Here is a 13,174-nt window from a genome sequence, read left to right as displayed (position 1 = left end):
CGGTGTTCAGTGGGCGTTGTTGTCGATGGAACAAGACGGACGCTTCAGCGCTCCGCAGATGGCCCAGGCCAAGGCAGCGACGAGGCTCGCAAAAGCCAGCCAGTGGATGGCGCCGCGCAGGTTGTGGTCGCCACCGGCAAGGGCAATGACCAATAGCGGGCTGGCGAACTGGCCGAGGTACAGACCGGCAGTGAAGCCACCGAGGCCACGGCCTCGGGCACGGGCGCTGAGGGCATTCATCACCGGCGCCATGGCGTTGGGCACCAGCAGCCCGGCGCCGATACCGTGGATAAACACCGCCAAGAGCACGCTGTTGTAGCTTCGGGCCTCGCCCAGCCACCACAACCCGACGGCCAGCAGGGTCAGCAACAGCGCATTACTGCCGCGAACGCCAAGACAGCTGCGGGACAGGGGCCACAGCAGCGAGCCGACCAGGGTCGCCAGCAGGCCGAGGCCAGCGGCCAGTCCTATCAAGGTGCTGGAGGTGACACCGATGCTCACCAGCAGCGCAGGCGTCTGCACCGGAACCACGAAGTTGAGCAGCATGCCGCCGAAGATCAGCAGGTAACCGAGCGCTACGCTGCCCACGGCAGTACGCTGGTCTTCAGGCTGCGGAGCGGCGTGCTGGCGGCTTTGCGGCTCCCACAGCAGCCGGCTCATGAGCGGCACCAGCAACAGCGGCAACAGGTAGAGATAAAAGGGCATGCGCCAGTCGTGCTCGCCCGCCACGCCGCCGATGACAAAGAACAACGCACCTACCAGACCGATGCCCACCACCTGGTAATTGACCAAGCGCATTCGTTGCTCGCCCTGCCAGTAGTCGGCAATCAGGGTGGCGCAGCAGGTCATGATCGCGGCTTCGGCACAGCCGAACAGCAGCCGCGACGCGACGATTGAGCCCAGGTCGTCGAGCAGCGCCGGTAATGCGCCGAGCAGTGCGTAAAGCAGGGTCGCGACGATCAGCAGTGTTTTCCGCCCGATACGGTCGGCAAACCAACCGGCCAGTGGCGCGAACAGGGCGATGGCCAGGGCGGGGCCAGTGATCGCCAAAGGAATCAGCACATCGGCACGCGGTTCGATCGGGCCAAATTCAGCCGCCAAACGGGGCAGGATAGGCGCCACCATCACTGCGCCCATGATGGTCAAGCTGCTGCCGAGCACCAGCACGACCCCCTCGCGCCCGGCACTGGCCTGGCGTGCTACGCGGGTTTGGGAATTCATCGGGATGTCCTCAGAAACTATGGGAGAAGCGCAGGGCAACGGTGTAGCCCTCGGCCCGGTTGCGAGCGTCGAACTCCTTGTAGGCATGCAGCCAGACCGGCGGCAGCCCTGGTTTGAACCAACTGATGGCGGGGCCCAGAGCGATAACGCGAGCGCGATTGCCATCGGTGAGATTCGGACCGTCGTCGTCGCTCAGTTGACGGAAGTAATATCCGCCGAGTCCCACAGTCCAGGGCCCTACGTGCTGGCCGACGGCGAATTCGTGGCGGTACTCGACACCGTTGCGGTAGTCGGTGGCGCGGTTGCGGGTGTTGAAATCCAGCTCGAAGCTCGACGACAACTCCAGCCCGCTTTCGCTGATCCACGTGGCATTGAGAATCGGCGAAACGGTCCAGTGGTTCAGGCCCGGCGACACAAAACGGTCCTTGTCGTAGTCGCCGGTGGGCGTCTGAATCTGCAACTGGGTGTTGATTCCAAGGTTTGGCGCCGGAGTCCATTGCAGGATCAGCGGGATAATCTGGGCGTCGGCCTGGCGAAACAGGCGTGCATCGCGGGAAACCGTACCGAACGGCGTGGGGACGTCCAGTGAAGCGTCCATGCTGAAAAATGGCAGGACTGCGGCAAAGCCGTAACGAGCACCAAACAGTTCGTGACCGGTCATGCGCACGTAGGCGGCGCCGATAGACAGCACATCAATGGAAAAATCCACCGGTGCCTTGTCGCCGTTGCCGTCCATCAGCCGGTTGGCAGAGTAAAACGCGGTGCGCAGGCCGAAAGTCCCGGTGGGCGTGGGTGGAGGGGTGAAACCGGCACCGAAGTCGTAGACGCCGTTGGGCGTGGTGGGCGTGCCGTTTTCAGCAGCCCAGGCGGTGTTGCCGAGCAAGGCGGACGAGCAGAGGAGCAGTGCAAGCAGCTTGGCGTTGTTGGTGTACATCGTGATCCCCGGTGTTGGCGTGTTGTGCCACGAGACTGGCGCCGGGGAAGGCGTGGACGTTATCCGAAATCAGCACGGTTGCGGTTGCGTCGCCGGGTATCCGAGGGTCGCTCGCCGAACAATTGGCGGTAATCGGTGGCGAAACGACTCAAGTGCCAGAAGCCCCAACTGGCGGCAACGTCCTGTACCGGTGCGGAATCGCCCTGGAGCAGGACGCGGTGCACAGCGTTGAGGCGCAGCGCGCGCAGATAAGCGAGAGGGTTGATGCCCAGGGTTTCCTGGAAGCAGTACTGCAACTTGCGCCGGCTGGCACCGACGCGGTTGCACAGTTCAACAATCGACGGCGGGCTGTCGGGGTTGCTCAGGGCGTATTCCCGGGCGCGGTCCACCATGCGCTTGCGGGCGCTGGGCGTGAGGGGCTGGACGTCTTCTTCGTCCAACAGATCAAGCAGGTGCATCAGTACGGCGTCGCGGATACCTTCGCGAATCGCGCTGTAATCCAGCAGCGGCGCCTGCAGGCTGGTCTCGTCGAACAAACTGTGGAACAGCGTGATCAACCCGAACTGACTACCGCCGTCGTGCAGGCGGTAACAACGTGGCAGCGCCTGGAGGTCGAAACCATGGTTTTGGTGTTGCAGGGTCTGCTCCAGCAACTGCTGGTCGATGGTCACGCAGAGCAGATCCAGTCCGGCCGGGGCACGCAGTTCTGGCAGGCTTTGCCCCCGAGCCACCAGAAGGTTATGGCCACTGATGGAGTGGCCGGCACAGTGGAAATCATCCTGATGCTTGGCCAGAGGCATGCTGAAACTGATGGCACCATCCCAGGTACAGCCGTTCTTCACCATTGCCTGATTGGCCCGATCGCGCACCAGTTGCATACCGTCCAGGCGCAACTCACTGATCGTGCCGCTGAAGCGGCCGGAAGTGAGCTGGTCGTATCGCAATTGCCAGCCCTGCAGGCGCTCGGCGTGTTCTTCTACATCCGTGGTGTGGTGGTGGTGCATGCCAGCGGCCGAGGATGCGCAGAGATCGGGAGTGAGCATATCGGTAACCATTTGCGAGACGCTGAGGCGGGAACCGCATCCGAAGCAAGTTCCGCTCCCAAGGGCGGGGCGGACAGGAGGAATTGCCGAAAATGGATAGTGGGCCAGAACGCTGCCATTCCTTGCGGATCATCGAATTTTCAAGGCCGTACGCTTACTCGACTGCGCCAGGCTGTGCTTCTTGATCACCTCAAGCGGCTGCATCCCCAAAGCTACCCCTGAAACAACAGGCCCCCAAGGGAACGCCATAACGAAAAAACCCGCCAGAAGGCAGGTTTCAAGGGGTTTCCAGAGATTTGGGCTGCTTTCACTGGAACCTGTACTGGTGCGGAGACAGGAGTCGTATCAGCGCGAAAGGAGCTGAATTCAATAGGTATTATTCTTCAAGGTACAGCTCTTTATCTCTAAAATTATCCTCAGCCTATTTCCAGATTGCGAACCGCCGTGAAGAAGCCCTGACTGGGTGATGGAAGGTGCTGGAGGACTCTGCACCCATGCTCCAAAGTTTGCCTTGATCCTGCCTGAAAAAGGTACCTCAAACACCGCATCACGTAAGCCTGCGAGACCACCGCCGCATAACTTTTCGCAAGCTTTTCGAAACGAGTAACGACCCTTCGATTTTCTTTCAACCTGCCAAACATGCGCTCGATCACATTGCGTTGCCGGCATTTTGGGCGATCAAAAAGCGGGGTAGCCTAGTTTTGGGTTTGCGCTTCATCGAACGCAAAGACCGGCTGCATGGGGCTGATGTCACTGGCTTCACCGCCAGAGAGAAGGAAGTGGAACGGCACTCCATTGGCATCGCAAAGCATATGAATTTTTGTTGTGAGGCCACCGCGACTGCGGCCTAGAGCGTGATCGGCAGGTTCATCAGGCCCCCTTTTATACCTGCACCTGATGAGGCGCGGGTTGCACGGACAGCGGTCGTGTCAATCAGCCAGGTCTGCAGCTCGATGAGACCTTGATCGTTTAGCCTGAGGTGTAAACGCTTAAGCAACTGATTGAACGCCCCCCCAATTCTGCCATACCCGGAAGCGATGGTAGACCGTTCGCCAAGGCCCGAACTACTTGGGCATATCCCTCCACGCAGCGCCTGAGCACAGCAGCCACTCCACGCCGCCGAGCAACAGGTGATCACTTGATCGCGGTCCAGCCTCTGGAGTGGGTTGAGGTGAAGAGATCCGCAATTACGCCCCATACTTTAGCCATCACAGAGTTGCCTTCTGTAGATGGCTAAAATTTTTCAAAATTTCAGCTTTTGGAGTACGGGCGTTCGATTTCTCCGAACTTCAGACAGAGCCTAAACCCTACAAAGGGTACAACTGAGTTGCGGCCACTCCACTCCGCGCGTTTCCCTCCAAGCCATAGACTTTCAGCGGCGGGACAAGGCCGCTTGAAGATTCCACACTTTTAATTGAAGAAAACTTCTGAATTATATGACGCGCGAGGGCTTTACTTGAAGTAGTAACAACCAAATTAAATCTTTTGCTACCTTCCAAAGCTGACGACCTAAAAATATCCAAGAGACCAACACGATTGAGGTCATCAAGATGCATAACAGGCTCGTCCAAAAAGAACGTCCCTCCAATACTTCGTGCCCTAGCAATAAATATCGCCAAAGCTAGATCTTGACGCTGACCCTGGCTAAAGTCCCTATCAGGATTAAATTGACTGCCCGCCGAACTTGCGGTCAAAAATAACTTATCATTTTTACTGCCAAACTGTATTTCATCATAAACTCGATTAGAGTGCATACGAGAAAACAAAGGATTTACCACTCCTGACAACTCGGACATCCGTTCCGAGGTAGTCTTGGAATAAGCTGTTTTAAAATCATCTTGTGCTCGGCTCGCCAAATCACGCTCAACTTTAGCTCGAGAAAGCTTGTGTGAAAGAATTCGAATCTCCTTGTCTAGCTCGCCAATTCTGTGCGCGGATGCCAAACTTTTAAACTCCTGCCTTACCTCATCTAAAGCAGAACCGATTGAAATAAGCCGCCCATGCAAAAGTATGATTTCCGCATGTGCCTTCTTGAAATTAGCCATATTCCATTCGAGCCCATCTCCGACCTCGCCCCATAAAACTTGGAAGTCGGATATTCGACGCCGGAGGAAATCATATTTATTCTGCACTTCTTTCAGCTCTTGCCTTTCGACACTCTGCTGCGCTCGCATCCCATTGAGCTCATGTCTTTCACGGACAATTGATTCACGAGCGGTCTCAACGTTTTTTTCAAGTTTTCTCTGTACCCCTGAGAGCAAAGCTGAAATAGCTTTCGAAAATCCAGCCAGAGGAACGCTAAGAAGCTTTTCTTCCCCTGGAAAGTAATTCTCAAACAAAGAAATTGAATTTAGCAACTCAGTATATCTAGAGCGAAGACGCATACGTGCAGCTTCACGTTGCAACGAGATCAATGGATCGCGCGAAGAAATTCCGTGAAGCTTAAGTTCCGACGTTAAAATCTCCAGCCGATATTGATTTAACTTTAAATCAACCTCAACAATTTCAAATTTTGACCTCTGGTTTTTTGCGAAATTTATTTCTCCCTGTATTGCCGATTTTTTTGAACTTAAAAAGTCGCATTGCGCCTTTCTCTTTTTCATAAACAGCGGGAATTCATCAATCGTTGAAGTTATAGCAGAAAGCATAGACTCCAAACTATCCCATTCGTGACCACATACTGGGCAGTCCGCTTCAGCGCTACCAAAGTGCGAGTGACTTAAATAGCTATTTACTGACGACCTCAGTCGCTCTAAAGGTCGCGCCATTACGTCGAAATCAGCTGATAACTTCTCTATCTCTACATCTAACTCTGAGACCTTTTCCTCAAGTTCTCGAACCTTTGACTCGTCCAAGAGCGAGGATTGTAGGTGCTTTCTTTCACTCTCTAGTTTATTAAGCTCACTCTTCAAATACTTCAAACTATTACTTTTACTATGCAACTCTCGCAACTCAGAATCTTCATCGCTAGGGTAGCCACTCATTCCATTATGATTTAGAAAGCTACGCAAGCGCGACAGTTTAAAACCAATACCGCTTGGAATCTTCAAAATCTCAGAATGACGCTCTAGCTCCGCAGACAACTCCTTCGAGCGCGCGTCCAAATCCATCTTAATATCAATAAATTTTCTTAAAAGCTCTTCATTAACTTTAACCTGACCATCAAGCACCTGCAAATTTTTATGCTTTTTCTGACAGCGCTCCTCGGATAATTTATATTTACTAGAAAACTTTATTAGAGTCTTATCGATCACCCTGAGACGTTCTTCATTGCTTTCTTGCTCTGAGACATAGTTACTTAATTTATCAAACGAACTACTTCTTCTTTCATAATTCCGTTTGCTTTTGCCATAGGCAGATTCAGCCTTCTCAATTCGCAAAGCTGTAGGAGAGTATGTTAATGAGTTATCTGTAGATACCCCAAGCAATCCTTCAATAGAATTGAGCTTGGAATCAATCCCTACACCACCACTTGGAACAAGTGCACCGCTAATTGAGCCTTGTTCAAAATCCCTAAGACTATTTTTTTCATTTTCCAGAGCGATCACATCTCTTTGCAATACCTCAAGCTTTTCGTTTAGCGCAGAAGCATGACCTGCAAAAAGCTTCTCTGCTTCAAGTAAATGCCGCACACCCAAAATATCTGAAAATACCTGCAATCTTTTTTCGGCGTTATCTTCATCGCTATCGACTAACGCAGCCAAAGCTTCAATGGTTAAAAACCTTGAGCCTTTTATCCATTGCCTCATTATAGAAGAAGAGGTACTTAATCCTGCACTGGATTGCTCGACACCGGTAGCAAGTGTTTTAAGCCACTGATGATCGGAAATTAACGCAGAAGATCCGTTAGATAACTTTACCTGTAAAACCTCAGCACTTTGATTAATTTCTCTGCGCACGTATTCAACCCCGTTCTCGAAGCCGACTTCCGCTTCCACAACCGGGAATGAGGGCGAACTCATAAACTTTGAATTCAATAAAGCCCTATCAAATTCGTTTCCTTTAGAGAGCCGCTCTACTTGGCCAGTCAGCAACCACTCAGCAGCTTCACATAAAGTGGTTTTGCCCGTACCGTTCGGTGCATATATCAGAGTCAAAGGTGAACTAAAATCAAAGTACAATGGAGCTCCAATACCCCTAAACGCTTCCACACGAAGGTTTTCGATTCTAACGCTCACCGTACTTCTCCACTTTTGAGCTAACTTTGAGATATGCGGTTGAATTTAATTCCTGCCAAAGCCGCCGCACATCGTCGCCGACGTCTGGCCAAGATAAATGCTCTTCCGGAACAATCGGAATATCAGGCAACCCTAAAACGGCCACGTCGGCTATCCGTGGCCATTCTCTTTCTGACTGTGTTATTCCAAGCGTTGGCCAGATAACATTCTTCCGACAAACGCTAGTTGAAAGCTCAACCTCCTGGACGATTTTATTCATATCTCCTACTGGCTGTGAATCTAAAGCCAATACCAGATATCCATCGTAGCTAGTTAATTGCCCCTCCTTCGCTACTAGAACCTCATCAAAATAATCTTGAGCTCGCTCAACGCTTTCTCTAATACTTTCTGAAGTCTGCCCAGCTAAAGGCCAGAGTAATAGGCACGCATAGTCCCCAGACCATAGACAAGTTCCCTCTGGTATAGGAATTGAAATATCTATTACCGGAATACTATCTCTACTTAGCTTCACCTTTGAGCATAATGAATCCAGAATTAGTTGCGCGCCCTCGATAGCAGCAATCATACTCGCTCCTCAAAGCTTGTTTTTATTACTTGTAACAACCGATCAACACGAGCAACTGGATCATTAGGATCAAAATCGAGATAGACATCTGAAACTTGATCGATACTATAATATGCTGCTTTTCTTAAAATTTTTGGCCGAGTAATATCATCGCCATCCCTTAGGATTTCGACTACATTTAACTTTCCGCTAGACTGTGGATCAACTCCCGTTATATCACTTCTTCTACTTGGCACTATCGCGCCCTGCGGGACGCTTCCACTATGCCTACCACCGAATACAATAAGAGCTGGATGAGCAATAGGATTATTCAACCACAACTCAATGCTTCTTACGATTGAACGCGCAGTTTTTGCCTTATGATTCCAGACGAGCAAATTACTAGCACCTGACACTACCACCTGGCCATATTGTTTGTGATCCGCAACCCACTCTGTATCTCCCAGAGTTTTCAAAGTTGCTATTGCATAAATACCCTCAAGGTAATATCGAAAATTTTCGCTTTCATGCAAGCCGTCAATATCTGCTCTTTCCTCAGACTCGACGCCGTAGAGTATTGACGATACAAATCTTGACAAAACGCTATCGGACTGTAGATTGACTCGCGCCTTAATTTGCTCCATGCCTGTAGCCACTCTCGGGTCCCATTCACTTTCACATGGGAAGCGGCGAAGCTGGCGGTTAACTTCACATCTAACTGCACTATTCGAATGTGATCCTGCCAGATCAATTCCTTCATCCTTAATGTGATATAGTGCATCCGGATGCCAAGCAAAGTTACCAAGCACAGGCGTATATGGACGCCAACCTAATTTACCTCCTACTACACAAGCATTCGTATCTCTCACCACTACCCCAGAGATTGTAGCTGTATCTAAAGCTCGTCCTGCGGGAAGGTTCTTCTGCCCTTTTGGCATATCTTGAAACTTCACATATACGCCGCTAAGACTTCGCCACCTATCACACCCCTCATCTTGAGTTGGTTTATCATATGCAATATTGCAAAGAGCAAGCGCCACTGGTCTAGCGGGAACAATGTGGTGAAGGACATCACTGATTGCCGCCTCCCAATTTCTATTATAACCTTTTTGCCAGAGAGAACCTGTCACCAATACAGGTATACCTTTTCTTTGCTCATCCATAACTGCAGATTTGATTATTGACTGAGGTGAGTCAATTGAAGCACTCGCAGAAGGCAACAAGTCCGCGCAGATCAATGGAAACAAATCAAGGTCATTAAATTTTAGATGAAGCACCTCTTTACCATACTGCATATTAGGGAGCTCTACAGCCTCCGTGCTTTGCTCTGCAACATTTTTCCTAATAGCGATACAATCAGTTCTTACTCCTGGTTGGTGCACCCAACACCAAGCTCCGTTCACCGGTTTTGTGTGACTCAGTTTAGCATTCCAGCCAAAATGACGAGTGGTCTCACCCTTTTGGCTTTCCCAATCTATTAAACTTGAGCCAAGAGCAGCCCCAAAACCTGCAATAACAATCAATCTAGTTTCGCTAGCTCGGATATAACTATCTAAACTATCCCAGTCCATGAATCCAAACGCGAACTCCGGAGCGATTACCACGACAGCCTCACTACTAGGGATCATCTCTACTAAAATAGCTTGAGGATGCGTGTCGCCGCCAACAAATAACTCTTTAAATGCATTTACAGACTGCGACCTTGATAAATCATCCTTTACCAACTCCCAATCCGGCATTGATGTTTGAGCCAGGCAGAGATCAATTTTATTTGAATTAAGCACGGAAAAACCAAAGACAAACTCCGTCACTTGTTTTCCATATGAAATAATTGGCTCAGTCACAAACAAACCCCTAACTTAAACCTTTACGCCTTCATAAATGTTAGCCATGAATAACCCCCAGTATTATTCAAAAAGCATCCTGCGTTACCCCCAAACCTCTTAAGGCACACTCAGATTATTCATAATTTTTAGTTTCATTGAACTTCCAATAACGCCAACTCTTATTGTCGATTAGAGCGAAGAATTGCACAGCCAGTCATGGCAATTTGATATCGGTATAGCACAAATTTCTATTTTTGGGGGGGAATTATGAGCTTCGCGCTGCCCCCTCCAGCCCTCCTTTCAACGCCTCAGCAGGCTCAATCGGCCTAAAATCATTCGAGGTATGCGAATGGCATCTCAACCCGATTGCTACCTTCTGCGGTAGGCTGTTCTGGCTTCAGGCTGTGCGAAAACGCATGCGCCGCTTTGAAGTCTGCGTTGCTATGTAAAATCTGCCAGCTCTTGGTTACTCAGCAGGCCGGAAATTTGTGTCGGAGCGCGCTTTTCATTCCAATCCTGACTGTAAAACCTACTCGAAAACGTTTTCACGCAGCCTGGGTCAAAAGCGGTCAGTTGTGTCTATCAATCAGACCTTAGCCTGGTATTTGATGACCCACGGTTTTTCCAAACGACGAGCAAGCAGCCGCACCGTTAGCAAGTAGTACTACTGGGTCGCCACGCATCGCCCAGCTAGTCGGTGCTCAAGAAACTAAGAGATATGTTTTACCACGGTGTTTCAAGCTGCCAGTGCACAGATATCTCGGTTTGGATGTGCTTTGCTTGACGTAAATGTCGCTGCCGGGTTGCGTACGAACCTGTCAGCACTGCAGCCAAGAACAGCTTCATATCGAATACCTTACTCATCTGCGATCTCCTACATAGGCAGCGACTACATCGAGCCGACCGTATCCTAGCTGACAGCTGATCTGCCTCCGAGCTTCACTATCAAGGTTCATATCTACCTGGCAATATTGGCCGCCGTTGATGGGCGCTCGGTGTCGGTGATCTGCTCATAGCGCTCACAGGCATACTCCGCTCGTAGCACATGGAAGCCTTTGAGGTTGAGTGCATGCAGGATGTCCCGCGCAAAATGCGCCTTGACCGTGCCGTAGTGGCCCTTGCAGAACATGTCTTTCAGCGCTTGCGGCCCTGCATAGCTCAATTGTCTGCCGCAGCCAAAATTGCGGCCGTCGCGCCTACCCACCAATGCCATGTCTGTCACCTCATCGTTCGCTTTCCGATCCTCGCCCCACGTCATCCCGCCAAGAATGTTTAGTGTTATCAGGGATCAAGGCCCCTGCGACCTGTGGGGAATGCCCACTACGCGGGACTGACGGCTCCTTACAACCGGGAGCAAGGGCATCTCATGATCTGGCCTCCTAACACCGTTGCCGGTGGGCGGGTGGAGGCAGTGCTGGCTGACTAAACCAGCGCCTGAAGATCCTGAGCCGGGTGAACGCAGCAATGCGATGACCGGGACATGCCTGACTGTCAGTCAGGTGCAGTCCATTCCCTGGTCTGCGGCACCATCATCTACATGGCTGTTGCTGGTGACATCAGCGTTTGTCACACCGATTGTCACGAGGAGGATTGCCGCAAAACCCCGTGCGATCAGGGCTGCAGCAGTGATAGAAGTGCCCGTCTCTTTCCAAAAGAAAGAGACGGGCACAGGTTGGCGCAATATTCGGCCAAGCGGATAGGTTGCTGCAGGGCAGCGAGGTACGGTGCATCGGCGCACGAACGCCTTATGTGTAAGAGCATCCATCACATGGGTAGTGACCGGGCGAGCTGCCGGATGCGAATCGCCCTTGGGGAGAACCACCGCGAGAGCGGCGCGACCTTGAAGGCTCGGGTCACCTGGGGTGCTGTCAACGACAGCCTTTGCACTGTCTTTTCTACGCCCGCAATTCGAGAGGGTCAAGCGACTCGCCCGCTGGGTTTTGCGGTTGAAAATGGCATTGGCCATGTACGGAATCCCGTGGTTTCCAGTGGCATATTGGGTGCTTTTGACTTTTCAGATGAGGTCCATCCAAACAGGGCGGCTTTGCAGCCCTGTTTGGATGGACCCGAGTGGAAAGCGGATCACCGAAATTTCAAAGCCGTGCGCTCACTCGACGGCGCCACGCCTTGCTCTTAGGCTAGAAACGTTTGCCCCGGTCTGATTCGCGAACTCATTCGGCGAGATATGCTCTCGCCGGTTGGCTTCGAGATAACGACTCCACCAACTCATGATCAATCGCCGTTCCTCCAGAAACTCGGCCTTGTGGATATACGCCGCCCGAACGTTGTTGCGCTCCCTGTGGCTCATCTGCCGCTCGATAGCGGTCTCTGACCACAACCCAGATTCGACCAAGGCACTGCACTCCATGGACCGGAAGCCATGCCCGCAGATTTCGGTCTTGGTGTCATAGCCCATGTTCCGCAGAGCACTGTTGACCGTGTTCTCGGACATTGGCTTCCACGAGCGAGCGTCACTGGTGAACACCAGATCGAAGTACCCCGTGATCGCATGAATCTGTTCGAGCAACGCCACCGCTTGCGGTGACAGAGGGACCAGATGGATGTCGCCCGCCATCTTCGTGCCTCTGGTCGAATACGGGACGCCTTCAAAAGCGGGCCGCGTGTCAGGTATATCCCATATGCCGCGCTTCAGATCGAACTCACTCCAGCGTGCGAAGCGCAACTCGCTGGACCGGACAAACACATGCAGCGAGAGCATGACGGTCAGCCGAGTGAGCGTGCGTCCCTTGTAGTTCTCGATGCGGTCCATCAACTCAGGCAAAGGTGACAGCGGGAGTGCAGGCCGATGCGTAACCCGTGGCGCGCTGATGAAGCCCTCAAGGTCATATGCAGGGTTCACCGTGATCAGCCGCAGCCGCTTCGCCTCACGCATGATGCTTTGAAGGTAGTTTTGTACCCTTAACGCCACATCGATCGTGCCGCGCTTCTTGATTGCCTCAAGCGGCTGCATGAGGTCGAAGGTATCCAGATCAACGATGGCCCGTGCGCCTAGCAGCGGGAATACGTGAGTCTTCAAACGACTCAGCACTGTCCGGGAATGGCCAGGCGCCCACTTCACGGACACTTCCTTATGCCAGTCATCGAATCGACTTTATCCCAAACGTTACCCCTAAATCGGCTGGCAACTGTCGGTTTCCAACGGAACGCCATAACGAAAAAACCCGCCAGAAGGCGGGTTTTACGGGGGTTCCAGAGATTTTGGTAGCCTTCGCTGGAACCTGTACTGGTGCCGGAGACAGGAATCGAACCTGCGACCTTCGCGTTACGAGTTAGATGCTCGTATGCTTTACCAATTTTCATCACCCCTTACAGACCTATGCAGAATAGGGCTTTCAGCTTAGTCTTGGCTTAACGAACCATCACCGAGATGGACCATTTTTGATAGCCCGCGCTAGCCCAGTGCTAGC

8 protein-coding genes and 2 pseudogenes are annotated in these 13,174 nt (G+C 52.0%); all 10 read right to left on the bottom strand.

The window, feature by feature from the left end; all coding sequences use genetic code 11:
* Positions 1 to 6: 6 nt before the first annotated feature.
* On the bottom strand, positions 7 to 1,221 hold the full coding sequence (locus DM374_RS09680; RefSeq protein WP_110969638.1) for an MFS transporter: 1,215 nt from the start codon (positions 1,219 to 1,221) through the stop codon (positions 7 to 9).
* 10 nt (positions 1,222 to 1,231) lie between these two features.
* Entirely contained in the window at positions 1,232 to 2,155 is a 924-nt protein-coding gene (locus DM374_RS09675) for a SphA family protein (RefSeq protein ID WP_110969637.1), read from the bottom strand.
* 59 nt (positions 2,156 to 2,214) lie between these two features.
* Positions 2,215 to 3,198, bottom strand: a complete 984-nt coding sequence (locus tag DM374_RS09670) for a helix-turn-helix domain-containing protein (protein WP_225422468.1) — start codon at positions 3,196 to 3,198, stop codon at positions 2,215 to 2,217.
* Between the two features lie 416 nt (positions 3,199 to 3,614).
* Positions 3,615 to 4,407, bottom strand: a pseudogene (locus tag DM374_RS09665) (IS5 family transposase).
* 98 nt (positions 4,408 to 4,505) lie between these two features.
* Positions 4,506 to 7,376, bottom strand: coding sequence for an AAA family ATPase (locus DM374_RS09660; RefSeq protein WP_157969683.1), 2,871 nt, complete (start codon positions 7,374 to 7,376; stop codon positions 4,506 to 4,508).
* Positions 7,366 to 7,941 (bottom strand): hypothetical protein, encoded by a 576-nt coding sequence (locus tag DM374_RS33125; protein WP_157969682.1) that lies wholly within the window; start codon positions 7,939 to 7,941, stop codon positions 7,366 to 7,368. The genes DM374_RS09660 and DM374_RS33125 overlap by 11 nt, the downstream gene beginning before the upstream one ends.
* Positions 7,938 to 9,764, bottom strand: coding sequence for an ABC-three component system protein (locus tag DM374_RS33120; protein WP_157969681.1), 1,827 nt, complete (start codon positions 9,762 to 9,764; stop codon positions 7,938 to 7,940). The genes DM374_RS33125 and DM374_RS33120 overlap by 4 nt, the downstream gene beginning before the upstream one ends.
* A gap of 940 nt (positions 9,765 to 10,704) precedes the next feature.
* Positions 10,705 to 10,959, bottom strand: a complete 255-nt coding sequence (locus DM374_RS34295; RefSeq protein ID WP_450088429.1) for a hypothetical protein — start codon at positions 10,957 to 10,959, stop codon at positions 10,705 to 10,707.
* A gap of 282 nt (positions 10,960 to 11,241) precedes the next feature.
* Positions 11,242 to 11,712, bottom strand: coding sequence for a hypothetical protein (locus DM374_RS33690; protein ID WP_225422467.1), 471 nt, complete (start codon positions 11,710 to 11,712; stop codon positions 11,242 to 11,244).
* A gap of 141 nt (positions 11,713 to 11,853) precedes the next feature.
* Positions 11,854 to 12,846, bottom strand: a pseudogene (locus DM374_RS09635) (tyrosine-type recombinase/integrase); the annotation flags it as partial.
* Between the last annotated feature and the right edge of the window lie 328 nt (positions 12,847 to 13,174).

The sequence above is a fragment of the Pseudomonas huaxiensis genome (assembly GCF_003231275.1).
In the GTDB taxonomy this organism is placed as follows: domain Bacteria; phylum Pseudomonadota; class Gammaproteobacteria; order Pseudomonadales; family Pseudomonadaceae; genus Aquipseudomonas; species Aquipseudomonas huaxiensis.
Note: the sequence above shows the minus strand (reverse complement) of the source record. Positions and strands in the feature narration are given on the sequence as shown.